Genomic DNA, 25,719 nt, shown 5'->3' with positions numbered 1-25,719 from the left:
AATCTCATTGGGGGGACCACGCCCTCTCGTTTGCCGACGACGGCTTTTTCTCAAGAGTGCCGTTCTTATGCTTAACGACAAATGACGCTGATTGGGCGCTACAGTCCTTCGATCCAGGAGCCTTTCCGTGAAGTGCCCGCTCAGAATCCCAGACCCAGGCCGAACGCGTCGGATACGGGGCGCCGGTTTGTAACGGGTGACCCGCATGAGATTGTCCTGGGCACGACGCGCCTGGCGGACTATCTGAAGCAGGCGGGTCAACGTGCACCATTTGTTGTAGCGCATTTGCCCGGACAGCAGGACTGGCTACCGTTCGAGCAGCGCTATGCTGCAACCGGGCGCGCGCCTTATGCGCCACGCCTGATGATGGGTCTGATCCTGTATGGCGTCATGCAGGGTGTTCATTCTTTGCGTGAGCCGGAGCGGCTGGCGCGACTCGATCTGGGGTGTATGCGGGTGACAGGCGGCATTGCGCCTGATCATGCCAATATCGGCCGCTTCATCGGATTGCACGAGGACTCGCTGACCCAGGACTTTTTTGAATCGCTCACGCGCGCGATATTGAAAGCCAGTGGTTCGAACAGCACGCGTCTGGCCGGTGACGGCACCGTCATTGAAGCGGCTTGCTCGCACTATAATCTGCTCAGGCAAGAGGCCGTCAAGGCCCGCGCAGAAGTCGCTATCAAGGCGGTTGAGCGGGCACCCGATGATCAGGCCGTGCAACAGGAGCAGCAACGCAGCAGGCAATGCCAGGAGATCTTCGAGGCACGTCAGGCCGCTCGCCGCAGCTATGGCAAGAGCAGTGAAACCTTGCGCATCAGCGGCAGCGAGCCGCAGGCCATGGTGCAGCGCCTGAAGCGCGGACGAGGGTTCGCGGCATCGTACAAACCGTCGGTTCTCGCCAACGAAGATCGGATCATTATGGCCCTTGCGCTCGATGCGTCAAGTCAAACCCAGATGATCGCACCGGTGCTCGATCAAAGCGCACGTGTGACTGGCATGCAGGCAGAAGAAGTGCTGCTCGATGCAGGATACTTCGACGATGAGGTGATCGAAGCGACGCTCGCGCGCGATGTCGGCCTGTTGTGCCCGGAAGGACAGTGGCCTGCAAAGACCGGGGAAGCAGGACTGTTTCACAAAAGCGCTTTTGACTACCACCCGCAAACTGACACCTGTCATTGTCCGGCAGGTCAAACTCTGATCCTGCTGGCCAGAAACGCTGTAACACATCGCACACGAGAGCATCGCGTGGATGGGGCCACGACCTGTGGGGATTGCCATTTGCGCGCGAACTGTACGAAAGCGGCGCCGGGACGACGTATCAAACGCTACCCCGAGGATGAGCAGCGTGAGGCGCTTCGTCTCGTGATGCAGCATCCTCAGGCGCGCCGCATTTTCAGCCAGCGCAAGGCGATCGTCGAACCAGTGTTCGCCAGCTTGCGTTCCCAGCAGGGGCTTGACCGTTTTCGGCGCCGTGGGCTGCAGGCGGTCAAACGCGAATTCGCCTTGCATGTCCTGGCGCATAACCTGTCCAGAGCAATCGCCCTGCTGGCGGCTTTGTTTGTCTTGTATGCCGTTTTACGCCGTCTGGGTCAGGCCGTACACGATTTTCCTGAGCGCGCACGCCAATCCGCAGGCTTCTGACATCAATCATATCGACGCCTGGGATTCATGCGCCAACACGCCCGATACGTTTTGCGACGGCCTCTGAAGGACCGGGTTTCTCGAAGCAAATCTGACGAAGAACATATTTTCAGTAATCCCAGATGGTTACGCCTTAAGGCTTGCCTACTTACCTTGCGCCGCCAATCCGCTTTGAATGGGGACGGCTGCATGCCCGATCAAACCTTTGCAGAGAGAATCCGCGAATGCCCATATCAGCTCCGGCAACGGGACGGTCGCTTGGGAGGATGCGCCGACGAGTATTGGCAGCTCGGCCGGCCGCTTGTCAAGCGGGAGTTCGGCACGCCAGTCGCGCCGATCCTGCAGTTCGGATGCCGTAGCGTCGGGCTAACGCCGACTTGAGCCGTAAGGCCTCCGCCCCCCACGTTTGACCAAATTCATGTAGGCTGCTGCCTGTCAGCATGACCGGTTCCCGCGTTCCGCGGCAGGTGTACTGCGAGGCATCCAGGCTTCGCCGAACCCACCTCCCTTGAGTATTGACGTGGGGTACCGCCGGTCAAAATCGCCTCATCCGATCAAGATGATAAACACGGGAAATGGTTTGTTCGCCGATTTCGTCGGGCTCGTCCAACGAAAACTCCTTTCGTCTTCGCTCCTTGTCGCTGGGGCCGGGGCCATCATTGCCATCGTCATGATGGGTCTGTGCGGGATGGTTCTGTATCAGAGCCGGCAGGATGCGCTGGATCACACGCGCGATTCCTTGCGCGATATTGCACTGATAGCCGAGCGTGACATCGAACGCAATTTCGAACTCTATGAGCTGTCCTTGCAGGCTGTGGTGGATGGGCTCAAGGACCCCGAGATCATGGCCCTGTCACCCAGACTGCGTCGCGAAGTGCTGTTCGACCGTGCGGCCAGCGCGAAATATCTCGGCTCCATGCTTGTGCTGGATAAAAAAGGCAATATTCTTCTCGACTCCGGCAGCGATACACCGCGCCCGGGCAACTTCGCCGACCGGGAATATTTCACGCTCCAGCGCGACAATCCGGCGCTCGGCGTGTATCTCAGTGACCCCTATGCGTCGCGGCTGAGAGGGGGAAGCCCTAGCATCGCGCTGACCCGGCGGATCTCGAATTCCGACGGCTCGTTTGCAGGTATCGTGCTCCTTACGGTGAACCTCGACTATTTCCATCAGCTCTTTGCCGGCCTCTCGCTTGGCCCGCATGGCTCGCTGTCGCTGATCGGCAAGGACGGCGTGATGATGATGCGCCAGCCTTACGATGCGCGCATCATCAGCCGCAACATCAAGAACGCCAGCACCTTCCAGCATTTCATGGCGCAAGACGAGGGCAGTTTCGGCGACACCGCCTCGATCGACGGCATTCGCCGCCTCTACTGGTTCAGGAATTTCCCCAACACGCCCCTAATCATCATGGCTGCCGCCGCTGAACAGGACATCTACGCGGCGTGGCGCGGCCGTGCCCTGACAATCGGTTCGCTTATGGCCGCATTTGGTTCGACGTTCATCGGCCTGGCCGCGCTGCTGGGCATCCAGTTGCGCCGGCGGATGCGCGCCGAGTCCGAATTGAGCCTTCTGGCGCGCACCGATGGGCTGACCGGCTTGAACAACCGTCGCAGTCTCGGTGAAATTCTGGATGCGGAATGGCGCCGCGCGAAGCGCACACGTAGCGTTATGTCATTGCTGTTCGTCGATATTGACCGGTTCAAGGCCTACAACGACACGTACGGACACCAGGCTGGCGACGATGCGCTGGCGGAGGTCGCGCGATGCATCACGGAGAGCATACGCCGACCGACCGATACCGCGGCGCGCTATGGAGGCGAAGAATTCATCGTCGTACTACCGGATACGCCGACCGCCGGTGCATTTGAAATCGCAGAAAAGATTCGCCGCGCGATATGCAATTGCGGCATCGAACACGCAGGCAGCGAGCATGGACGTGTGACGGCAAGCATCGGCGCTGTGAGTTGCGCGCCCCAGAGCGACGATGACGTCACCACGGTAATCAGGGCTGCCGACGAGGCGCTGTACGACGCGAAAGCGACCGGCCGGAATAAAGTTTCGCTGTCTCGGGTCTCGAAAATATGATGATGCATACGCACACTGCCGTGTCATGAGAGAAAGGGAAGAAGAACGCATGAGGGAAAAACGCGCAGCATCGCGGCCCCTGTATCCCGCAGGCACCTCGGCCTTCGTGCAGCGCACCACGGTAATCGGGATTTCCCTTGTCGCAGTCGTTACGCTCTCGCTGGTTGCGGGTTATCGCATTTCGGAGGACCGTGCGCGAAGCCAGGCAGCAGCCGTTGGCGCCAGCATCGGGGAATCGATCGAGCGTGTGATCACGGTTGTCCGGTCTAACGAACGCAAGCTCGCGGGCCTGGCAGGAATGCCCTGCGCGGAGGTGCGGGCGCAGCTATCGTACGACGACGCAATTATCCCTTACCTTCGCTCCGCGAGTCTGGTCCACGACGGTACACTCTACTGCTCGACCCTCGCTGGACCGCGCTCAGAGTCGCTCTCCACATATCTGACGCCGTCGGATGCTGGCTATCAGGTTGCGCTTGTGGGGGGAACCGCATTCGTACCGCAGGTTCCCGTCATGGTCGTGTATCACAAAATCAATACCCGCAATGGCATTCTCTATGTGATTGAAGGCGCGTACATCACTGACATCCTCGCACGCGCAAAGGCATCAGGCGCGCAAAGTGCGTCGGTCGCGGGCGGATCAGGAGGTGTCCTGACGAGCGAAGGTCGCTGGCTCAAAACAATGGGCCGGGATGAGGGCCACTTCGAAGTCACGTCCGGCACGGCAGTTTTTTCCATCGCAGTAGGAAACGACCCTGCAAAGTTACGTGCAAGCCTTCTTTCCACAGAGATCATGGCTCTGGTCGTGGGGCTGTCGGCATTTGCAGTGCTTGCCACCGGATACACCGTCGGGTTCACCCGCCGCCAACGGCTGGAAAGGCAGGTTCGCAAAGGTTTGCGCCGGCGCGAGTTCTTCCTGGAGTACCAGCCAATCATTGAAGTCGCGACCGGACGTTGGGTCGGTGCGGAAGCCCTGTTGCGCTGGAACCATCGACGCTTCGGTCTTGTGATGCCGGGAAATTTCATCGACGAAATTGAGCAAACGGCGGCGATTGGTCCACTGACCGTTTTCATACTCGTCACGGCACTGGCTGAACTGAGCTCGTTGCCCGACGGTTTCCGGTTGAACGTCAACCTTGCTCCTCACCATACCGCCCTGACCAGCTTTCCCGATGACGTCAGTTCTGCCTTGGCGCGCAGCGCGACCCGCCTGCAGCCCGTCCTTGAAATAACCGAGCGCGGACTGCTGAAGGGTGTAAGCGCCATGCACGGCCTCGAGCGGCTCAGGGCGCAGGGGGTAAAGTTTGCCGTCGATGATTTCGGCACCGCTAACAGCAACCTCTCGCTGTTGCAACGCTTCCCTTTCGATTACATTAAGATCGACAGGCAGTTCATTCATAACGTTGCCAGCCGCGACCGTCAACTCATCGAAGGCATAAGTTCTCTTGCGAACAGGCTGGGCGCGGCGATCGTCGCCGAGGGCGTCGAAGAGATCGAACAACTTGAAGCGTTGAAGGAAATCGGCGTTCCCTTCGCCCAAGGTTTCCTGTTTCAGCGGCCGCTTGGCATCGTAGATTTTGAACAGCGATACTGGCGCTCGCGAATTGGCACTGAGGCACGCCCCGCTTCATCCTGTCAGGAATCGAAGTGATGCGCATCATCAGGGAATGGCAGATGAACGACGATGGCGTTTCACGAACCGCCGCAGCTCAGTTTTATTCATCGCAGGGGCGCCGTCACGTCAAATTGTTCGCGGCGCAAAGAGGAAGTGAAGCAGTTCTTGATTGACATCCTTATATGAACACCTCCCGTTCCGCAAGGCAGGGGGTTGATGTTTTGGCTAGCAGAAGCGGTTGCAGTCTTATATCCGACCTTCATTGCGAGACGGTGCCCGCTGGCCTTGATGGAATCTGCTGGAAACGACCTCATCTCCCACGGCGGGCTTCACGCCCATGGACGTCATCAGGTTTGCGTTTCCACGGTCCGACCTGGTTTGCCATCACACGTTACCCTTGCTCTGCGCAACTCCTGTGTTCAAAGACTCATCGTTTCAATCTATACCGCGACGGCTGGTCGCTCGCTCACAAATTCCCGCTCATAAGACCGGTTATGCGCGAGCAACGCCCACGCCGTTCGTGCCATCTTGTTGGCCAACGCGACCACCACCACATTGACCGGACGCCGTTTCAGCAACGCTTCTACCCACTGGGGACGTTGTTTGGAATGGGTCACGACCATTCGCGCGCCATGGATCAATAGCTGTCTCAGATAGGGGTCACCCCTTTTGCTGATGCCGCCGAGTCTGACGTTGCCCCCAGTCCCACTCTGACGGGGTACCAGGCCGATACTCGCCGCAAATGCGCGTCCGGAGCGAAATGCCTTTGGCGAGCCCATGACCGCAACAGTGGCTGTGGCTGTCAATGGACCCACGCCGGCTATGTCATCGAGCGTTTTTGCCTGGGGACTGGATTTCAGCCACTGCAGATTTTCCCGCTCGGCTTCGTCAATCCCCTGCTCGACCTGCTGGAGCTGTTCGAGCTGACGCAACAACGCCCGCCAGACAAGCTGCGGCACGACCTCTTCTATCTCGGCCATACGTGCCTTGAGCTCATTCATGAGCGCCTTGCGGCCATATCGGAAGTACAGTCCATATTCCGCAAGCAACCCGCGAATCTGATTGGTTTCGCGGGTTCGTGTCGCCACCAGGCCCGACCGGATGCGGTGCAGGCTCAGGATGGCTTGCTGGTCTACGCTCTTGATCGCCACAGTTCGCATCCCGGGTTGCTGGGCCGCCGTCCAGATCGCCTGGGCGTCTGCCGCATCCGTCTTGTTGGTTTTGACGAACGGACGCACGTATTTCGCATGCAACAACACCACCTGATGTCCGAGACTCTGGATTTTTCGCGCCCACCAGTGCGCCCCTCCGCATGCCTCCAGCGCCACCTTTCCTGGTGCCCGGGTTGCGAGAAACCGGATCAGCTGTTCACGACGGAATTTTCGACTACAGATCTCGCCACTTTGTCCATCTACCCAGTACATTTGAAACACGGCCTTTGCGATATCCAGACCATATGTCGTAGCATTCATTTGGGCTCTCCTTACCTCAAGTGACTCGTGGAACTTTCACTTTGGCACATCGATGCCATCGGTCAAGCGAGAGCCCCTTTCGGCCCTGGCACTTCCCCGAGGGGAGGGAGGTGTTCATACCATCTCCCCGCCCTAACGGACGCGGATTCCTACAACCCTAGGCCGCGATGGCGCTAGTAGTCTCGGCGGGTTCCTGCTTCGACGGGCGGCCTGACTGCGCCATCCCTCCTGAGAAACAAATCCAGTTGCCTATTGTCATGCCGGGGTTGTTGCCAGTTCGAGGCGGAAGCCCAGCGCTGATGCACGGCGGCTGAGCGCCGCAATGCTGCGCTGGCGCTGCTGCTCTTCATAGCGTTGCTGACCCTGGTCAACAAAGGCCTCGCCACGCTTCAGCATGAAGTACACCATGCGCGCGAGCTTGTGCGCCACTGCCGTGTTGGCCCGCGGCTTGTCCATACGGGAGCACAGGCGACGGTAAAACGCACCGAGTGCCGAATCGCTGCGTGACAGGCTCATCGCTCCCATCTTCAGGGCCTGGCGAACCCGGTTGGCCGAGCGCCGCGTTCGCGCGCTCAGCACCTTGCCGCCGCTGATCTTCGTGCCCGGACACAGGCTGAGCCAGGAGCAGAAATGCTTCACGCTGGCAAATCGGCTCAGGTCCGGCCCCACCTCGGACAGGATCGTCAGGGCGACCCCCTCCGAGATGCCGTTGATGCGCGTCAGGTCCACTCCGGCCCAGCTGGCCAGGGCCAGGCGGGCATTGAATCCCAGCGGGTTCGGGCTGCCACGCTTCGTTGCACCCGCCAGTTCGATTTCATGCCGCTTCAGCGGGACCAGCAATGCGTCGATCTTCGCGTCGCATTCCAATACCCGCTGTGCAAGACTGTCATACATTGCCAGGGACCGGGCCAGCACGAACAGATGTTCCTCGCGCCAGTTGCCCCGCAGGGCGCGCACGATGTCTTCCTCGCTGCGCCTGACCCGACTGTGACGGCAACTCGCCAGTACGTGCGGGTCGCGTTCTCCCGCCACGATCGCCCGGATGATCGCCTGTCCACTCGCGCCCATGATGTCGCTCAGTACCTCGGCAAGCTGGATGTTCATCTGTACCAGCGACTTCTGCATGCGCATCACCCAGCTGGCCTGCTCGGTGAGCAGCGCCGCCCGCTGACGTACCACCGCCCGCACCACGCACACCTCATCGCCCGGACGCAATGCCGCACGCAGCAGCCCCAGGCTCATCAGCTTCTGCAGCCACTGACAGTCCAGCACATCGCTCTTGCGGCCCGGTACATACTTCATCTGCCGCGCATCCACCAGCCACACCGTCAGTCCGCACTGCTCCAGCACCTCATAGACCGGGATCCAGTACACACCGGTCGATTCGAGCGCCACCGTATCCACCCCACACGCGAGCAGCCAGTCGGCCATCGCGTTCAGGTCATCCGTCATCGCCCCGAATTCCCGCACCGGCTCCTTATCGGCCGCGCGCGGCACCGCCGCCCAGTGGCTCGACCCGCCCACATCAATTCCCGCTGCGTTCGGGAATACCTCGTCTTCCTCTCGCTTGCGCATCGCCATGGTCTGCTCCAGAATCGTCAGTGAACGGCAGCGCCATGGGAAGCGTCGAAATTGACTCGATCTCCTGAACGGGATGCGGCTTGCGCCGCTCACCACTGTCGCCGACGATTCCCGGACCACGCTCCACACCGGGCTCCCGCACAGCGGCCAGGCTGAACGGGCGCACCAATGAGTTTGGTCGGTCATTGCGGCGCTGCCATTCTCTTTATACTCCCGCGCTTACTTCGCCCACGTTTCTCCGCATACGCCGACCCCGGCACGGGGCTGAAATGCTCCACAGGCAATAACGGCATGTCCTGCCGCTAGAATGTTGAGCGCGCCCACGTGATCGGCATTGTTCCCGTATCCGCATGACACGCAGGCGAACAGCGCTTGCGTCTTGCGGTTTTCCTTCGAGGCATGCCCGCAACACGGACAGGTGCGGCTCGTGTTCTTCGGATCGACCGCGACGAGATATCCGCCGTGCCATGCCGTTTTGTACTCCAGCTGGCGGCGGAACTCGCCCCAGCCCTGATCGAGAATCGACTTGTTAAGACCGGACTTCGCGCGCACATTGCACCCTGGTGCGTTTGCCGTACCCTTTGCTGACTTGCTCATGTTGCTGATTTTCAGGTCTTCGAGCGCAACCATTGCGTGGTTTTTGCTGAGCGTGCTCGAAGCCTTGTGCAGAAAATCATTGCGTGCGTCTGCGATACGCGCGTGACTCTTCTGGATGCGGGCCTTCGACTTTTTCCAGTTGCTGCTGCCTTTGACCTTGCGGGCCATCCGGCGTTGATACTTTGCCAGGCGCTGTTCGTGCCGGCGGAAGCTGGCGAGCGGCGCGATGAAACTGCCATCGCTCAGGGTTGCGAACCGGGCCACGCCCACGTCGATACCGACGGCGGGGCCATGCGGAACCGGCTGCTCTACGTCACGCTTCGTCAGGATCGACACGCACCACTTACCCGCGCGCAGAGACACGGTTGCCGAGCGGACTTCGCCGGGCACCATGCGACTGTTGCGGTAGCGGATATAGCCGGGCTTCGGAAGCGAAATACGGCCGGTTTCGCGGTCCAGCCTGATCTGATTCCTGTCGGGGTACGTGAACCCGTCGCTCACGCCCTTGCGCTTGAAACGCGGAAAGTCGGCGCGCTTCCCGAAGAAGTTTACATATGCGCGCTCAATGGCCTTCAGGGCGCACTGCTGCGTGTGGACTGGCGCATCTTTGAGCCACGGCGTTTCCGTGCCATTGCGCCATTCCGTGAGCCGCTTCGCCATCGGCACATAACCGATGAACTTCGCGCCTGCGGCGTGATTCTCTTTCTGAACTGCCAGCGCCTTGTTATAGACGAACCGGCACGCGCCTGCGAACTGGCGCATCTTGCGCGCCTGCCCGCCGGTCGGCATGAGTTCGAATTTGAAGGCCTGAAGGCGTTCCATGGCGAGCAATCCTATACCGGATTCCCCTGGTTTACCAGGGGGAAAGTGCCACGTTGTTTACGGGCTACAGAAGGACGCCGTTGGCGTCCGCGCTATCCTTCCCCAGGCTGAACCCCGGGGTTTGACGCGCATTCCGATCAAGAGCGCAGCCTATGGCCGCCTTCCGCGCCTGATTCTCGACTATCGGGGATAAGTCACCACGCAAAAACAATCACAGCCGTGCAGCCAACTTTTGCAGACTTACGTTCTGCATGTTATTATTTCTATAGCAATTAATTTAAGAGGATCAGTTGAAGCGAGATACGGCGTCCGATCCGACCGGTTAGCTATCGCGCGCAAGTCGATCGGGCCTAGGGACTGTTGGTGGCTAGCTAGCCAATCTTCAAGATTAGTCCCGCAGACGGCGTTTGCCCGGCGGCTCTTCGTCGTCTCCGTGGTCGATTTACGCGTCGGCGCCTCGTGCCTTCGTTAATAGCGCCAGGATGCCTTTCATTGTATAGAGCATGATTAGCGCGCCCGCGAGGTCGCCTACGAACATGGCAAAAAGGCGCTCGGCAATGTTGTCTGTGTCGCCTTGCAGAGCGAACCAGATGTGATGGAGAAGCGGATTCGCTACTGAATACGCGAAGGCAAGAACGAGAAGCCGCGTGGGTGTGAGATTCGACAGAGAAGCACGTAGTTTGTAGCGCTCCAGCGCAAGCCGGTAGACCGCATATGGCGCCGCAGTCGCAATGATCCCACCCGCAAATGAGCGAACAGGGTCGTGCGGAAAGAAGTAAAAGAAGTCAACCAGCCAGCTTGCAATGAGCAGGCCGATTGCACCATCGCCGCCTAACAGCAGTGTGCTCAAAAGCCGAACGCCGGATGGCAAGTAAATCCAGTTCACACCGCGCACGAACTCAGTGTGCGTGAAGATCTCCTGATTGATCCACAGCGACAGCATGAAAACGAAAGCGGTGGCGATCACCGACCAGAAATGCAAACGTAAGCTAGACATCGAGGTAGAATGGGAATCGGCCCGGATCGAGTGCGTAGCATCATAGCCTACCCGTGGTCGACGTGCGACCGACCCTGTATTTGAGCGTAAACGATGACGCGCCCTGCCGACCTCTACCTCCGGTTTCTGCAACTGGCCGAAGCGCTACGCGGCCTGCCTTCGCTGCCCTCGCTCGACCCGCTGGAAGAACGCATTCTGGAATTCGTTGCCCGCGCTGCGCAAACCAAGCGGCGGCTATCCGTCAGAGACCTCATGGCGGTAAGCGAACTCGGCTCGCCCGCCACTTTGCATGCTCGCATTACGTCCATGCGCGATAAGGGCTGGATCATGCTGACTGACACCGAGGACGCACGGCGAAAACAGATCGAGCTCACGCAAGCAGCCCTGCGCCATTTCGACAAACTGTCCGAGTGTCTCGTGAAGGCCGCAAGGAACACCTAGCGCCCTATTCCTCTAAAAGGCCCCGGTAAATCGCACACCGACAGTCCCCTCATACCGCACCAAGCCCGAACACCGCATGCACGCTGATCCGGACCGTTAGTCAAAACAATCCGCGCAGCTCCGTTGCGAAGCCCGTCTAATAACTCCGTCCCGGTAATTCAACAGTCGCCGCCCTCTCACGTTGTTGCATCGACGGCGCCGTAGGGTCCCGTGCGCTGCGATAGTGAATACTCCACGAGCGCCACGGTCGTATAGCGACTACCCTCGTCAAGGGCGCCACGTGCAGTCGGTGCATTGCGTATGCATCCGATAACTCAAGTATCGCCGCAGCAAAAACCTATGTGCGCGCACGCATGTCTTGCAAGCTCTCGGCCATATCGTTATACTTTTTATAACAAGAACCTGAGAGAACTTACACAATGGACAACACCGCCTCAGCCGACATATTTGTCGCTGCGACACGCATTGGCGGTCGGGTCGCAGGTCAGTGGCTAGCGTGTTATCCGACGTTTCAAGACGCCCTGCGGTGCAGCGAGACCTCATTTGGAAAGCTTCCGCGACACGCAAGAATGGTGGCGCTCAAACGCACGACGGAAGACGCGGTGGCAGACGCAGCTGCTGCGGCAGTCCTGGATGACGTTGGCGCGTCGTATGTTGAACTATCCACCTCCCTCGTAGAAGATGCCGTTGAGCGGTACCTCACAAATTCGCATATGGTCTGCAATAACAAATTGCTTGATGACCTTGCTGAACACATTGTAGGCACAAACCAGCCTCATATTGCGAGGCCGCCATGCGTACTTCAACCAGGGCAGGGTATTTTCCTTGACGGCTGGATGCGATTTTTCTCATATCGCGCGCGAGGCGACAAAACGATTCCGCTGCTTGCAATCGACTGGACATGTTTCCAGGAACGTCTCTGCTCCATTCGTTCATGAAGCGTAGTTGCATGAATTCAAACGCCGCTTCTAACGACTGCTCAGGTGAAAATGTGGACGTCGACGCTTAGCGAACAATCCGTCCGACTGCGCGTACGACCGAACGACTACTTACAAACCGTTAGCAACATCTATCGTGTTCGAAATTGCCCTCCTATGCGTTGGCTCATTCGACCACGTGATACTGACGACACGGTCATTTGAATAACACACGTCCGTAACAAAACAACAGAGCCTCGAAAAAGGCCTCGCGGACCAAAACATTCTGGGGAAAATAAATGGAGCTGGCACGTGCGCTGCCGCGCTACTCGCGGCAAACTACCACGCCGACGAAAGTGAGCGCGACGACTCACGTCGACGTCGCGCTGTTCAATGGATTTGCACTGCCCAAGGTCGCAGCAATCATCGAGGTCTTCCAGAAGGCAAACTCGCTTGTTGCTTCGCAGCAACCGGATCGCGCACGCTACGATGTCTCGCTGCTTTCGGCCGCGGGTGGACGTATCGCCAGCTCATCGTCGGTATTTGTCTGGACCGACGATGTCCAGTCGCACCGAAGTACGAACGACACGCACCTGTTGTTCATTGCCGGCGGGGCTGAAGTACAGCAGGCATGCGGCGACGAGCGCATGAGCAACTGGCTGCGCCGCAGACATCCGTTCAGCGAGATTGTGCATCCGATCGCGGAGGGCCGGCTGATTCTGGAGGCTGCGGGGCTTCCCAGTCGCTACTGTCCGCTGCTCTACGGCGGTAACGAGGCATATGGCTCGCGTCCAGCGCAGTCGCTGACAGAAGCGCCGGGCGCCGTATCGACGGCGCTGCGCATCGTGGAAGAGGATCTCGGGTCCGATGTGGCGCGGGAGGTTGCCGCTTCGATCGTGCCCCAGCACCACACGCCGTTCACTTCGTCCAGCACGCCCAGCGCGGGGACACAGATCACCGAGAAGATTTTGACATCGGCACGCTGGCTGGAAGCGAACGCCGATCGCCCCATTTCTATCGACGACGCGGCACAGGTCGCCGCGATGAGCGAGCGCACGTTCCTACGCCGCTTCAAGAACGAAATCGGCCTGACGCCCTCCGACTATCTGCTTCGCGCACGCCTGAACATGAGCTGCCGGATGCTCGTCGAATCGGGTCTACCGGTCGACAAGATCGCGCGGCACTGCGGTATCAACAGCGGTGGCCAACTGGCCAAGCTCTTCAGGAAATATTTGGCAACGACACCCACCGATTACCGGAATACGCGAGGAGGTGCGTTCGGGATGCCTGACCCGAACATGCAGAACTCAGGACGCTCCGCTCGCGAATGACCACACACGGTCACGTCGCGTCAAGTGTTCGCGAAGCTTTAGTCGAGAGGACTTGTGTTTGGTCAGGAGGCGTTGTCGAGTTGCTTGGCTTGAGACGAAATGTCGGCAGGCGGGAAATTTACATTTACGCAGATGGCAGTCGACGGCGTTCGGGTGAGTTTGGCGAATTCGCGCAATCGACCGAAACGGGAGGTAAGTTGATGTATCGTTTTTTGGGCTTCAGCTCTCCAATGTAATAAAGCCATGTTTGCGAGCAAATCGAATGCGGGTATGAGCTTGATCGCCGTCGATGACGCTCGCTCACCAATAGTAGGTAACCTTCACGCCGAACGTCCGCGGCGCTGCAAACGCATATCGATAGGAGCTATCGAATGAATACTCTTCAGCTGCCGTGTACGCGAGGGTATTTGTGACATTGCGCACGTACGCAAGCACCTCGAAGTTCTCTCCGTTCGGGATATAGGTCGCCGAAAGGTCAGCGTTCAGGCGGGGTTTTTCGTAGTCGTCGCCGTAGTTGAATACCGTGAAATGCTGGCCGCTTTGAAATTTTGCATCCACCCGTCCGATCAGGCGGCCGGACGGCACCGGCCACGCGTGCTCGATACCGAGACCGACTGACCATGTTGGACTTTGCGGTGGTGCATTGCCAGCGAGCTGCACATTCTGCCCTCCATCACCTTCCACAAGGAAATCTGTGAAGCGGGCGTGCAGCCAGGCTACCGAAAGATTGATCTTGCCGATCGGCTCGATCAGCGCCAGCACGTCAGTATCTGCGCCATAAATATGCGTGCGTCCGGCATTGACGATCTTCGTGCCGACTCGCCCGTTTGCAAACGGCACCGACTGCGAAATCTGCTGGCCGCTGTAGTCGTAATCAAACGCGCTGACATTGATTTGCAGCCGTTCGTTGAGCCAGCGCGTCTTCGCGCCCAGCTCAACGCCCTTGACCGTTTCGGGTGCGTACGGCCCCGCTGATGAAAACCCGCCCGCCTTGTAGCCGGTGTCGAATCGCATATAGGTCATCACCGCAGAGTTCGGCGACCATTGTGCCGCAAGATGCACCGTCGGCTTCGACCACGAGCCGAAGTTGTCCTGCGGCACATGCGTGTAGGTCAGCGGCTCCGCGCTTGAATTCGCGAAAAAGTACTCGCCAACGCGGCTCTTTTCGTCCCGCGTCATTCGAAGGCCGACCGTCATCTTGATCTTATCCGTGAGCTTAAACGTTGTCTGCCCGAACGCGGCGGTTGACGCTGTATGCAAGTCGTAGGCGAATGCTAGCGTTGGCAGATACATGCCGCCCGTGAATGGCGCGACGTTCGCACTGTAGAGCGACGACGACTCCTCAAAGTACGACGCGCCCACCTGCCACGACCAGCGCGTGTCGCCGCGGGATGCCACCCGCAATTCGTGATTCTGCGTTTTCGGATATTCATTCTGCTGATACGACACAGGTGCGCTCGGGCTCGCACTGCTGTCACCAGCGTGGTGGTAGGCGAGGCTGTCGTACCCTCCTGTGTAACTTAACTCAACTGCGGGCAGGTCGTAGGTGAAGCTCCACCGTGCGAGCGTGTCGGAGATATTTAACGACTGTGGCGTAGCGTACGTAAACGTGCGCGGATCGTCAGGAAACGGCGGTTTGTCGTGCGACACGCTGCCGTCGGCGTTATAGACGTACGGGATGTCGAGCGACACCGGACCAACGCCCTTTATCGTGGTCTGCTGCACGGTGAACAGCACGTGGAAATCCCGGGACGGCTCCACGGCAACGGAGAGGCGGCCAGAACTCGTGTCTTCATCGTCGCCATCGGACTGAGGCGCGTTGTTCAGATACCCGTCGTGGCGACGCGAGATCGCTGCGACTCGGAACTGCACGACATCGTTCACCGGAACATTCAACATTGCTGCGAGATTGCGGGTGTCGTAATTGCCGAGGTCAACCGACGCGCTACCTTCCATGTCCTTCGCAGGCTTCGCCGTGACAATGTTAATCAGGCCGCCGTTGGCATTGCGCCCATAAAGCGTGTTCTGCGGTCCGCGCAACACGGCGATGCCTTCGAGGTCGTAGAGCGTTCCGCCCAGCGCGTACGGACGATTGACTGAAGTGCCGTCGGTCGCTACCACCACTGCGGGATCGCCGACCTCGGTCACGTCGCGGCTCGAAATGCCGCGGATCGTGATGACCGGCACCACCGTCTGCACCTGTGCGAAGTTCACGTCCGGTGCAATTGTACTCAGGGACTTGAGGTCGCTCACACCGAGACCTTCAAGCCTGACCCCGCCATACACGCTCATGGCCACTGGCGTCTTCTGCTCCAGTTCGGGCTTCTTTTCCGCTGTCACGACGACCGGCGGAAGGCGGTCCGTGTCTAGCTCATTGTCGCGGTCAACATGGGCCTCCGGTGGCAGCGGAGCTGTGACGGCCTCTGCCCCCGACGCCCATGACTGCCGGGCCAGGCATAGGGCAATGACACTTACCGCACCGCAAAGCAGGCACCGTAAGCGTCGATGCTCTCTCGTTGAATGAATCAGTGGTTGTCGCAGATTTTCTGAGGATATGAATACTTTCGTCACGGACCACATACAAACTTCATCATTCACAGTCATTGGATACAATGCGGGCACTTCGGCGCGCGGCAAACCGGCAGGTATTCGGGGTATTGAAAGGATAGCGTTCGGACTGCAACCATAGCGAATTCCGGGCGATCTGACCGGCTGCGCCGAAGTCTGCGGCGCCGATTGTCTCACGGGAGTGCCATTCGATGCTGCGACGCCGTCGGGTTTAGCGAGCGTGACACTGAAGCCTCAGGCGTCAGCTCAGCGCGCCACTGCGCGAAAAGCGCATTGAAAAGGCGGCAAAGCTACCTCAACCGGTGTTGACCGGCGTGTGCATTTATCGAAAAAAGCTAGATCAAGCGAGGTCGTGGGCACCGAACTCAGCAGGATCCATTCAAGCGGCTCAACGCCATGCGGGGGATTATTCTCAATGGCGTGAATTGCAAAGACGTCGACCTCAGGCAAGCTGCGGCGGCTTGCGCGCGCCCTCGGAGAGCGCAGTCGCACGCTCGCACAACGCAACGTCAGCCGCGCTGTACGCTGAGGAACTTTGCCTCTGGCTGTGGTGCCCGCAGTTCAGTATTGCCACGGGGCGTGGTGGCCAGAACAGCTTCCCAAAGGTAGCCTTGCGGATGACGCGCCGCGCGGTTGTGTACCGCGCGGATCAACCAATCCACTCCGGCGGGGCGTTCGGCGGAAAACAGTTCGTAAAGGTCGCTCTCGCGGTCTCCAATGCAGACAAACCGCGTCTGTGCACAACGTACCTTGAGTGCCGCGAGATGTTCGATTCCTTCAAGCCATTTGGTGCTTTCCTTCAGTTCGATCGGGTGCGTGACCGCAGGGGCCCGCTTGCCAAACTTCTCTTCGGGGCGCACCCAGGTCTTCATCCCCAGCACGCCTAACGGCAAGCCCTCGGGCGGGACTGCCAGCAGGCTGTGCATCATGAAGCCTTGCTCATTGTTGCCGGTGCCGCGACCCAAGCCCTCAGTCGCGTGCAGATGCGACAGGTTGAACTCCGTTGTGTCCTGAACCGCCAACACGATCGGCACCTGCCTCATGCGATCGAGCGTTTGCGCAATATGGGGCGCGAGGATGCCGTCCTTGTCGACCTGCGTATTATCGAAGAAACGGTAGGCTGCCTTCAGTTCGGCTGGCTTGAGTGATTGTGGAAACGAACCTTGCGGACTGCACGCGAGTCGGCGAGCCAGCGCAACAAGACGCTGTGCCAGGCGTGCATCACCCAGATTCGCCTCGCCAAATTCGGCACTTGCCCAGTCATCCGTCTCGTTCTCGTCGACCAATCCCGACTACCGTTGCGAACAGAATGCGCCAGAGTTAGCATCAACACCGACTGTTTACAAGCGGCCATTCATTACTTCGCTCACGAAGATGTGGGGAATCCTGAGCCCTGAAGGACGGTGCTTCACGCGCACATTGGTGAAGTAATGTTATGCATGCAGGACGCCACGGAGCTGGACTTTAACGGCCAGACCATCACAGGCTTGGGTTCGCTGTCGTATGAAGCGCAACGCGGGCTGTATCTGCACCCGAATTACGCTGTAACGCCATCGCGCAAACCGCTGGGCGTGCTTGACGCCTACATGTGGGCGCGCGAGCCGAAGGGTGCGGATGGCGTGCGCCCCGGCATCAAGGATGAGTACCCGCTGGACCGACGGATATGAGCGGGTTGCCGAACAGGCGGCCGCACTGCCTGCCACGCGACGGGTCTATGTGGCTGACCGGGAATCGGACATCATGGCGCTGATGGTCAAAGCAAAGGAGTTGGGCCACCCGGCGGATTGGTTACTGCGCTCGCAGCACAATCGCACCTTGCCTGGCGGCGGCAAGCTGTGGGACAAAGTGACTGCGGGTGAACCAGTGGGCAGGATTCACTTTACACTGGCCGCCCGTCAGGCTCAGCCTGCGCGTGCGGTACGGCAGCAGGTGTGGGCGCAGCGTGTCGCGTTGCCTGATGCTGCAGGCGGCGTGGTGAGCGCCACTTGCATCGTCGCTCGGGAAGTCGACCCGCCGGCAGGCGTCAAGCCGATTGAATGGCGACTGCTGAGTAATCGCGAGGTGGACGGCCTTGATGCAGCGGTGCAGCTTATTGATGGTACCGCGCGCGTTGGGAGGTTGAACTATTTTTTCATGTGCTCAAGAACGGCTGTCGGGTCGAGGCATTGCAACTCGCATCGATGGCACGGCTTGAGCGTGCCTTGGCGCTGTTCATGGTGGTGGCATGACGCATCGCTCGGTTGATGCGACTGGGTCGAACTTGCCCGGACCTGGATGCAGGGCTGCTGTTCGAGCGCGATGAATGGCGCGCGGCATTCATTCTCAACAGGAAGAAACCGCCGAAGAGGTCACCGCGTCTGAATGAGGTCGTGCGCTTGGTCGCCATGCTCGGCGGCTTCCTGGCGCGCAAAGGCGACGGCGAACCCGGAGTCAGGACCATCTGGCAAGGCCTGCAGCGAGTGAGGCATTTCGCCGCCGGCCTCAGGTACGCCCGAGAATTGGGCGAGTGACTCATGTGTAATCCAATGGATAAAGCCGTCGTCGCATCTTTCGCGCGATAACGGGACCCCGCCGCTCTATTGCGGCACCCTTGGTGCATTTCGTGGTTCTTTGCGGTCGACCATGACAGTAGACTCGTGGCGGTTTGACGCCCGAAACGGTATTACTGTCAGGCCGCCTCCCCGAAGAGATACCCCTGCACGTGCGTGGCGCCGCTCTCGCGTGCCACTCGGGCGTCGGCTTGAGTTTCGATCCCCTCGACCACCACTATCGGTGCGCAAGCTCTTGCAAGTTCGACCATATGCCACAGACGCGCGGCACCGTTTTCGCCGAAGCGCGCAGCACGCACGAACGAACCATCGATCTTCGCGATGTCCAATTCGAGATGTAAAAGGCTCCACAAACTGCTGTAGCCACCACCAAGGTCGTCAAGCGCGACACGGCAACCCAAAGACCGGAGTACACGCACAAATTCACTTGCTTCGGCGAATTCCGTCAGCGGCATCGTTTCAGTGATTTCTATCGTGAGACGACGAGCTACCTCGGGCTCCGTATTCAGGATGGCCAGCGTCAACGCCCACCATGCATCGAGTGTGGCGCTCTGTGCGGAGATATTGCAGCCAAGTCGTGCGTCGGGATCGGCTCGAAGTCTCCCGATAATGGATTCCACAACCCAACGGTCGAGGCGCCGCGCTAGGCCCAACCGTTCGAGTGCTGGCACCAGCTTGCCGAGCCGATTGTGTTTGATCGTGCCATCGACACTCTCGCACAGGAGCGCCTCGAGATAATCGACTGCGCCGGAACCGGTTGCACGGCACACCGGCTCGAAAACGAAGCGCAGCCTGTCTTTGAGCATCGCTGCGAAAACGCCTACGGCGACCTCGGTGTCTGCGATGAATTGCTCCCGCCAGATATGCCCAGGTTGCCCGTGCAGCACCCGCGTAGAGCCGGCTTCAACAATATCAAACGGGGCGTCGCTGAAGTGGGCGACCTTCGCTGAGATCGCGGGGAACGCGATTGCGGAACCGACCTCAACGGCTTTGCCACTAAGTTCAGCCAATACGCAATCCAGCAGGATCGCCGTCAGCGGAGCATGCAACAAACCTTCAGCCTGTGAATTCGACGGGGCATCAAACACGAACAGAATGTGCTCGCCGCTCGTCGTCATAGTGCCGAAGCGCTCGTCGCAGAGAGTGCGTGCACGTTCACCAACGATATGACGGACAGCAGCCGCAAACGTCGATCCGTGTGCCTGCTCGATCTGGCGGAGATTAGTGATCGACGCGACGATGCAAAGAGACGTGGCGCGATCGCTGGAAGCTGACGAACCAACTCCAAGACGCGAGAACAGCTGCTCGACGTGTGACGACAAAGATAGGGGATTCTGCGCGTTCAAGTGGGTACCCCCGCGACGCGCATGGACAGATGGAGGCAAACGCCCGGTGCAAAAGGGTCCCCGTTCGTCCAAGTCAATTCCTGTGTTGGCGACCCCGCGTGAACCATTGATATCCCTTGATTTGTCTGCTTATTGGTCGACTACGCCCGATGCTGACATCAGCACACTATTTCCCTTCTAGGTTGCGGTCCCCACTCGCACGATGAGCCGTCCGATATTCCGTCGGTGTCTGCGATAAGCGCCTGCGAAAAACCCGCGAAATATGCTCACCACTGCCCATCCCGCACCGCCGCGCAATCTTATCGACTGGAAAAGTTGTCTCCTGGAGAAGCCGACAGACCATTTCGAAACGGACATCCAGAAGATATTCAGATGGAGTCTTGCCCGTTACAAGCTTGAAATGCCGCAGAAAAGTTCGCTCACTCATTTCAGCCACCTCCGCCACTCGCGCAATTGAGATCGAGCGCCTGCAATTCTTGCGAAGCCATTCCACCGCCGAGTGAACTCTATCCGTCACGCTCACCTCGTTGAGCGCGTCCTCATCGACACAGGACAGATCGAGGCTGGGCACAACCACATGCCGGTTAATTCGGTGTGCGATCTCCATACAAAGATTCCCTGGAATAAAGGATAGTGCGGCGGCAAGCGAACTGCTCATACCGCAACCAACGATTGACTTGTTATTTCGCGAGGCACCTTGTTCCCACCGAAATGATCCGAACCTGCCCCCGGCGCCTGCGGAAGGTGGTTTGTAACCTGAAGCCGCGATGATCTCCCACCCCTGCTCGCTCCACTTCACCAAGTCCGCGTTCAAAAGCACTTTACGCAATGCCCGAAGATCCGCTGGGTCGATCGAGGCGGCATTCGCGGAGTCTCCACCGAAAACGAAGACCCCATCAAAATGTTCGAATAAGTGCTCGTCGATTGCGTCGGTCTTGATGCGAACCGATAGCGAATTTGTAACGTAGCCTCCGTGCGACGAAAGCATCGTGACTGAAGCACGATTGTCAATCGCGCGTGCAATTTCCGAAATCTGATTTACTTGCCGAAACACCTCAGCTACCAGACTAACGTCAAGCAGGGAGAAACCGTCGCACACTACGATTGCCACATTAACTGCTGGCGTCGGCGGGTTGACCACCACACACTGATCCACTATTCCCCGCTGCCCCTTAGGGTTTATTTGTGTCTGCATAAACCGCACTCTCAACGGCAATTCATCTTGTCTTCGCCAACTTTTCGAATGATACATTTCTTCGACCAAGCAATAATTGAGCGTGGCATTGATTCGCAGTATTTTGTCGGAATATGCGCGGGCGATCCAGGCGTATCGCGCGACGTTGCGGCCACGGTTTCGCACTACTTTCCTTAAAATTGACGTTTTTACGCATCCTTTCAACGTGACTCGCTCGTTTCGAAAACGGTGCTTCTACTAGTTCAACGCACATACAGATGGCGCAAATGCGCAGGATCGTGGCGGAGAGAGATGCTTCGTCAATCTGCTTTCTGCGAGTACGTCCGACACATCTCCGGGCGGGGAACTGGATGCAGCGACCCATTCGATTGGCCTGTTCTGAAGAGTTGCGAATTGCCCTTTCAAGAGAGGTCCTAGGCCGCGTTTCACATTTACGACTGACCCAAACGTGCAGGCAAGAGACACAAACAGGCGATAGCTCTGAGCGAGCCTGTCATATCGAGTGAAGTGACGAAGAAAATGCCTGATGCGTTTGAAGCACCGTTCAACCAGGTTGCGTGTCCGGGACACAAGTTTTAGCGACACTTCATTTTCCTCCGACTGGTGGATCATGTGCGCCGCCTCAAGACCGTCAAGCGGGGTATAGGCACAACAAAAATTGTCGAACCTGAGCATGGGTCGGGTGCACCGCTTGATCACGCGGTGGTCTTGTTCGATCAGATTGTTCAGGTACATCGTCTGGCGGATATTGATTGGTTTTTCGCGCTCGGCGTCGATGGCTTCCAGCCCAACAAGGTCGACGTGCGCGCGCAAGGAGCCTTCAACGCATGGAAAACATGATGCGGGCTCCGATGTCGGAGCTTTTTTTGCGATTTGGTTAGCTATCTGTATATAAGGGCGGTTTCAAGGGTGAAGCGCAACAGCGGGATTAATGTTTAGAGCCTTGAGGTTGGCTTGCTGATGCAAGGGTCGCGGCGAAGACCTCGAATGGTGAATGGAAGTCGTGAGTCGCACGAGGCCGGCTGTTCAGACTGTCGGCGATGGCGTCGAGTTCGTCCTGACTGTAGACAGAAAGGTCGGTGCCTTTGGGCAGATACTGTCGCAGCAGCCCGTTGGTGTTTTCGCAGGTGCCCCTTTGCCATGGACTGTGCGGGTCGCAGAAGTACACCTGCACGCCGGTCGCGGCGGTGAGCTCTTTATGGCGCGACATTTCTTTGCCCTGGTCGTAGGTGAAGCTCTGCCGTAGTGGCGCGACAATCGAATTGAGCTTGACGGAGAAGCCCGCCAGCGCCGACGCTGCGGTGGCATCTTCCATCTTTGCGAGCAGCACCAGGCGGCTGGTCCGTTCGACCAGAACGCCTACCGAGGACTGGTTGCCAGCCCCCTTGATGAAGTCGCCTTCCCAGTGTCCAGGCAGCAGCCGGTCCTCGATTTCGGGCGGCCGCACATGAATACTGACCATGTCCGGAATCTGTCCGCGTCGGTCTGTGCCCCGTGTGCGCGGCATACGCGTGCTGTGACCATGGCGCAGACAGGCAATGAGCTGTCTGCGCAGTTCGCCGCGCGGCTGGGCGTAGATGGCCGTGTAGATGGTTTCGTGCGAAACCTGCTGGGTCGGGTCAGTCGGATACATACGCTTGAGTGTGCCCGATATCTGCTGGGGTGACCATTTCCACTCGAGCAGGGTAAGAACAATGCGCCAGCAAACGCTTTGCAGGCAAAGCTTTGTGGGGCGGCGGCCCGCGCTGCGGCGTGCGGCGCGGAGCGCTTCAGCCGGCACCGATGCGTAACCCGCAGGAGAGCTGTTTCGCGTCAGTTCACGGCTAACGGTGGCCGGCGAGCGCCCGAGTATCCGGGCCATGGCCCGGATACTCGAACCCTGTAGATGCAGGCTTGCAATGATGAGGCGCTCTTCAGGTTGAAGTTGCTGGTACTGAGTTCTTTCGTGCATCGCAACACCTTATACGAAACGGTGTTGCACTTCAGATTTGAGGCCGCCCAGTCTTCACCCAAGCATCGGCCAACGAGTGGACAACATCCGATGAAGATTGGGGACTCGACGTTCGACAGCAAGGTGTGCATCTACGACCTAAGACCAACAAGGAAAGCCCGGTTCGAAAGGCGCGAGCCTTCTTTACTGTAGTTGCATACACAACGAATATCCGAAGGACAGGCATTGTCTCAAAGACCGTCTTGCTCGATAACGCCCGAGATCACAAAGACTAGTTACAATTTGTGCAATAATCGCCCCTGGTAGGCGGAGCGCCGAGATCCTTTCGCTGACCGGGTACTATTGCCATGCGCCACCAAAATCGGCACCACCTGCCATGATAAGAATGCCTTCGCTATAGTCCGCGAATGCATGGCCAATCCTTCCTGTTGCCCCTGATCCGCCGGCGCAATGAGGTCGGGTCCCGACTTCGATCTCAGTTCGTCACCCACCCTCTCGACGCGATGGAGACTGTACAAACGCAGCCACGGTTTCAACTCACCGTTGATCAAACGTCACTTGCTCAGCGGTGGCAAGGAATGTCTGGGAGGCATAACGAAAGCACGTGACGCGTATATCCGTAGCCTACTGGTGCTTGGCGCACGGGCAGTAACGGCGAATCCTGGCGATAAGCAGGATCGCTTCAGCCGTTGGGTGAGAAACCTGATCCAGCAGCGCCGCTATTGGCGGGCGGCTGTGGCGATTGAGCCAAAAATGCACGGATGGCCTGGGCAATTGCTGAAGTACGGTGACGCCTTCAGGCACGAAGCGGGCGAAGCGCACAGCGCATAAAGCGGTGACGGCATTGCCTTTTGTTGGTGGCGGTGCAAATCCGAGACTAAACGGCGGCGCAAGGTTAAGTAAAAGCGTCAACAACCGTGGTCAGTCGTTGGCGCCCATGGTCGAGCGTGCCGGTCGTTAGTCAGAATGGATCGGTCTCGCTGTCACGAGGAGGGTGAGGGTTTCCAGGAGGCGAGCGCTGTTCACGCAGCAGTTCATTGAGCGCAATCTGATAGTGCCCGACGATACGCTCGCGGAGATCGTCAATAAGTTCGACGACAGCGAGCGCCTGATCAGCGGACCAGTTCTCCGCACCTTGCACTTTGCACTGCCATCGCCGATGTGAAGTGGGTTGGTCCAGCGCGAGATGTACCTGCGTATTCCCCGGGGCGTTCAATCCCGATTTGCGAATGAGGCTCTCTCGCGCGTCTTTAATCAGGGTTCAGGGCGTATGCCCAACGTGACCGTTTGTAGCATCGCAGTCCTTCACCTTCTCATATCGGTTCGGCAGAGCAATGCAGTACTTGACATCCTCGCCGCCTAAAGGACGGGGATCTACAACCCTAGGCCGCGATGGCGCCAGTAGTCTCGGCGGGTTCCTGCTTCGACGGGCGGCCTGACTGCGCCATCCTTCCACAGGCAATAACGGCATGTCCTGCCGCTAGAATGTTGAGCGCGCCCACGTGATCGGCGTTGTTCCCGTATCTGCATGACACGCAGGCGAACAGCGCTTGCGTCTTGCGGTTTTTCTTCGAGGCATGCCCGCAACACGGACAGGTGCGGCTCGTGTTCTTCGGATCGACCGCGACGAGATATCCGCCGTGCCATGCCGTTTTGTACTCCAGCTGGCGGCGGAACTCACCCCAGCCCTGATCGAGAATCGACTTGTTAAGACCAGACTTCGCGCGCACATTGCGCCCTGGCGCGTTTGCCGTACCCTTTGCTGACTTGCTCATGTTGCTGATTTTCAGGTCTTCGAGCGCAACCATTGCGTGGTTTTTGCTGAGCGTGCTCGAAGCCTTGTGCAGAAAATCATTGCGTGCGTCTGCGATACGCGCGTGACTCTTCTGGATGCGAGCCTTCGACTTTTTCCAGTTGCTGCTGCCTTTGACCTTGCGGGCCATCCGGCGTTGATACTTTGCCAGGCGCTGTTCGTGCCGGCGGAAGCTGGCGAGCGGCGCGATGAAACTGCCATCGCTCAGGGTTGCGAACCGGGCCACGCCCACGTCGATACCGACGGCGGGGCCATGCGGAACCGGCTGCTCTACGTCACGCTTCGTCAGGATCGACACGCACCACTTACCCGCGCGCAGAGACACGGTTGCCGAGCGGACTTCGCCGAGCACCATGCGACTGTTGCGGTAGCGGATATAGCCGGGCTTCGGAAGCGAAATACGGCCGGTTTCGCGGTCCAGCCTGATCTGATTCCTGTCGGGGTACGTGAACCCGTCGCTCACGCCCTTGCGCTTGAAACGCGGAAAGTCGGCGCGCTTCCCGAAGAAGTTTACATATGCGCGCTCAATGGCCTTCAGGGCGCACTGCTGCGTGTGGACTGGCGCATCTTTGAGCCACGGCGTTTCCGTGCCATTGCGCCATTCCGTGAGCCGCTTCGCCATCGGCACATAACCGATGAACTTCGCGCCTGCGGCGTGATTCTCTTTCTGAACTGCCAGCGCCTTGTTATAGACGAACCGGCACGCGCCTGCGAACTGGCGCATCTTGCGCGCCTGCCCGCCGGTCGGCATGAGTTCGAATTTGAAGGCCTGAAGGCGTTCCATGGCGAGCAAT

16 protein-coding genes and 4 pseudogenes are annotated in these 25,719 nt (G+C 58.8%); 8 read left to right on the top strand and 12 right to left on the bottom strand.

The window, feature by feature from the left end; all coding sequences use genetic code 11:
- Positions 1 to 81 precede the first annotated feature (81 nt).
- The 4 genes from HF916_RS01775 (at position 82) to HF916_RS01760 (ending at position 5,518) form a co-directional block, all read left to right on the top strand.
- Positions 82 to 1,644: a transposase gene (locus HF916_RS01775; protein ID WP_168787589.1), complete on the top strand. Its 1,563-nt coding sequence runs from the start codon at positions 82 to 84 to the stop codon at positions 1,642 to 1,644.
- A 559-nt stretch (positions 1,645 to 2,203) separates the two neighbouring features.
- Positions 2,204 to 3,733, top strand: a complete 1,530-nt coding sequence (locus HF916_RS01770; RefSeq protein WP_168788948.1) for a sensor domain-containing diguanylate cyclase — start codon at positions 2,204 to 2,206, stop codon at positions 3,731 to 3,733.
- Positions 3,734 to 3,782: 49 nt separating this feature from the next.
- Entirely contained in the window at positions 3,783 to 5,381 is a 1,599-nt protein-coding gene (locus tag HF916_RS01765) for an EAL domain-containing protein (protein ID WP_168787588.1), read from the top strand.
- Positions 5,378 to 5,518, top strand: a complete 141-nt coding sequence (locus HF916_RS01760) for a hypothetical protein (RefSeq protein WP_168787587.1) — start codon at positions 5,378 to 5,380, stop codon at positions 5,516 to 5,518. Before HF916_RS01765 ends, HF916_RS01760 begins: the two co-directional genes overlap by 4 nt.
- A 267-nt stretch (positions 5,519 to 5,785) precedes the next feature.
- Here the strand turns inward: HF916_RS01760 and HF916_RS01755 are convergent, their stop codons facing one another.
- From HF916_RS01755 to HF916_RS01740, 4 genes are all read right to left on the bottom strand, one after another.
- On the bottom strand, positions 5,786 to 6,817 hold the full coding sequence (locus HF916_RS01755; protein ID WP_168787386.1) for an IS110 family transposase: 1,032 nt from the start codon (positions 6,815 to 6,817) through the stop codon (positions 5,786 to 5,788).
- Positions 6,818 to 7,072: 255 nt separating this feature from the next.
- The gene (locus tag HF916_RS01750; protein WP_168787586.1) at positions 7,073 to 8,398 is read right to left on the bottom strand and encodes an IS110 family transposase; all 1,326 of its coding nucleotides are present in this window, start codon (positions 8,396 to 8,398) and stop codon (positions 7,073 to 7,075) included.
- 219 nt (positions 8,399 to 8,617) lie between these two features.
- Positions 8,618 to 9,817 carry an RNA-guided endonuclease InsQ/TnpB family protein gene (locus tag HF916_RS01745; RefSeq protein WP_168787585.1) on the bottom strand — a complete coding sequence of 400 codons (1,200 nt, stop codon included), beginning with the start codon at positions 9,815 to 9,817 and terminating at the stop codon, positions 8,618 to 8,620.
- A gap of 442 nt (positions 9,818 to 10,259) precedes the next feature.
- Positions 10,260 to 10,814, bottom strand: a complete 555-nt coding sequence (locus HF916_RS01740) for a hypothetical protein (protein ID WP_168787584.1) — start codon at positions 10,812 to 10,814, stop codon at positions 10,260 to 10,262.
- A 93-nt stretch (positions 10,815 to 10,907) separates the two neighbouring features.
- Here HF916_RS01740 and HF916_RS01735 point away from each other — a divergent pair, with 93 nt between their 5' ends.
- Positions 10,908 to 11,255 carry a winged helix-turn-helix domain-containing protein gene (locus tag HF916_RS01735; protein ID WP_168787583.1) on the top strand — a complete coding sequence of 116 codons (348 nt, stop codon included), beginning with the start codon at positions 10,908 to 10,910 and terminating at the stop codon, positions 11,253 to 11,255.
- Positions 11,256 to 12,471: 1,216 nt separating this feature from the next.
- Positions 12,472 to 13,503, top strand: a complete 1,032-nt coding sequence (locus HF916_RS01730) for a GlxA family transcriptional regulator (protein WP_168787582.1) — start codon at positions 12,472 to 12,474, stop codon at positions 13,501 to 13,503.
- Positions 13,504 to 13,803: 300 nt separating this feature from the next.
- On the opposite strand, the gene HF916_RS01725 is transcribed toward HF916_RS01730, so the two are convergent.
- On the bottom strand, positions 13,804 to 16,101 hold the full coding sequence (locus HF916_RS01725; protein WP_168787581.1) for a TonB-dependent receptor: 2,298 nt from the start codon (positions 16,099 to 16,101) through the stop codon (positions 13,804 to 13,806).
- A gap of 479 nt (positions 16,102 to 16,580) precedes the next feature.
- The gene (locus tag HF916_RS01720) at positions 16,581 to 17,357 is read right to left on the bottom strand and encodes an IS4 family transposase (RefSeq protein WP_240975291.1); all 777 of its coding nucleotides are present in this window, start codon (positions 17,355 to 17,357) and stop codon (positions 16,581 to 16,583) included.
- 111 nt (positions 17,358 to 17,468) lie between these two features.
- Here HF916_RS01720 and HF916_RS01715 point away from each other — a divergent pair.
- Positions 17,469 to 18,581 (top strand): annotated as a pseudogene (locus tag HF916_RS01715) (IS4 family transposase); the annotation flags it as partial.
- Between the two features lie 158 nt (positions 18,582 to 18,739).
- Here the strand turns inward: HF916_RS01715 and HF916_RS01710 are convergent.
- The 5 genes and pseudogenes from HF916_RS01710 to HF916_RS01695 form a co-directional block, all read right to left on the bottom strand.
- Positions 18,740 to 19,966 carry an EAL domain-containing protein gene (locus HF916_RS01710; protein WP_168787580.1) on the bottom strand — a complete coding sequence of 409 codons (1,227 nt, stop codon included), beginning with the start codon at positions 19,964 to 19,966 and terminating at the stop codon, positions 18,740 to 18,742.
- A 166-nt stretch (positions 19,967 to 20,132) separates the two neighbouring features.
- A complete protein-coding gene (locus HF916_RS01705) occupies positions 20,133 to 21,365 on the bottom strand; it encodes a helix-turn-helix domain-containing protein (protein ID WP_168787579.1) in 1,233 nt (410 codons plus the stop codon).
- Between the two features lie 222 nt (positions 21,366 to 21,587).
- A pseudogene (locus HF916_RS50150) lies at positions 21,588 to 21,725 on the bottom strand (IS5/IS1182 family transposase); the annotation flags it as partial.
- A 36-nt stretch (positions 21,726 to 21,761) separates the two neighbouring features.
- Positions 21,762 to 21,956 (bottom strand): annotated as a pseudogene (locus tag HF916_RS51845) (IS6 family transposase); the annotation flags it as partial.
- A gap of 133 nt (positions 21,957 to 22,089) precedes the next feature.
- Positions 22,090 to 23,112, bottom strand: coding sequence for an IS30 family transposase (locus HF916_RS01695; protein WP_168787491.1), 1,023 nt, complete (start codon positions 23,110 to 23,112; stop codon positions 22,090 to 22,092).
- 564 nt (positions 23,113 to 23,676) lie between these two features.
- On the opposite strand from HF916_RS01695, the pseudogene HF916_RS01690 reads away from it, so the two are divergent.
- Positions 23,677 to 23,943 (top strand): annotated as a pseudogene (locus tag HF916_RS01690) (IS110 family transposase); the annotation flags it as partial.
- A 551-nt stretch (positions 23,944 to 24,494) separates the two neighbouring features.
- Here HF916_RS01690 and HF916_RS01680 read toward each other — a convergent pair.
- Positions 24,495 to 25,709, bottom strand: a complete 1,215-nt coding sequence (locus tag HF916_RS01680) for an RNA-guided endonuclease InsQ/TnpB family protein (protein ID WP_168787577.1) — start codon at positions 25,707 to 25,709, stop codon at positions 24,495 to 24,497.
- Between the last annotated feature and the right edge of the window lie 10 nt (positions 25,710 to 25,719).

This window comes from Paraburkholderia aromaticivorans, from assembly GCF_012689525.1.
GTDB lineage: Bacteria > Pseudomonadota > Gammaproteobacteria > Burkholderiales > Burkholderiaceae > Paraburkholderia > Paraburkholderia aromaticivorans_A.
Note: the sequence above shows the minus strand (reverse complement) of the source record. Positions and strands in the feature narration are given on the sequence as shown.

What these genes read in the sequence shown, in the direction of transcription:
- HF916_RS01680 (WP_168787577.1), bottom strand. Translation starts at nt 25,709, where the DNA reads ATGGAACGCCTTCAGGCCTTCAAATTCGAACTCATGCCGACCGGCGGG.
- HF916_RS01740 (WP_168787584.1), bottom strand. Translation starts at nt 10,814, where the DNA reads ATGTCTAGCTTACGTTTGCATTTCTGGTCGGTGATCGCCACCGCTTTC.
- HF916_RS01735 (WP_168787583.1), top strand. Translation starts at nt 10,908, where the DNA reads ATGACGCGCCCTGCCGACCTCTACCTCCGGTTTCTGCAACTGGCCGAA.
- HF916_RS01750 (WP_168787586.1), bottom strand. Translation starts at nt 8,398, where the DNA reads ATGGCGATGCGCAAGCGAGAGGAAGACGAGGTATTCCCGAACGCAGCG.
- HF916_RS01755 (WP_168787386.1), bottom strand. Translation starts at nt 6,817, where the DNA reads ATGAATGCTACGACATATGGTCTGGATATCGCAAAGGCCGTGTTTCAA.
- HF916_RS01730 (WP_168787582.1), top strand. Translation starts at nt 12,472, where the DNA reads ATGGAGCTGGCACGTGCGCTGCCGCGCTACTCGCGGCAAACTACCACG.
- HF916_RS01765 (WP_168787588.1), top strand. Translation starts at nt 3,783, where the DNA reads ATGAGGGAAAAACGCGCAGCATCGCGGCCCCTGTATCCCGCAGGCACC.
- HF916_RS01775 (WP_168787589.1), top strand. Translation starts at nt 82, where the DNA reads ATGACGCTGATTGGGCGCTACAGTCCTTCGATCCAGGAGCCTTTCCGT.
- HF916_RS01770 (WP_168788948.1), top strand. Translation starts at nt 2,204, where the DNA reads ATGATAAACACGGGAAATGGTTTGTTCGCCGATTTCGTCGGGCTCGTC.
- HF916_RS01745 (WP_168787585.1), bottom strand. Translation starts at nt 9,817, where the DNA reads ATGGAACGCCTTCAGGCCTTCAAATTCGAACTCATGCCGACCGGCGGG.
- HF916_RS01695 (WP_168787491.1), bottom strand. Translation starts at nt 23,112, where the DNA reads ATGCACGAAAGAACTCAGTACCAGCAACTTCAACCTGAAGAGCGCCTC.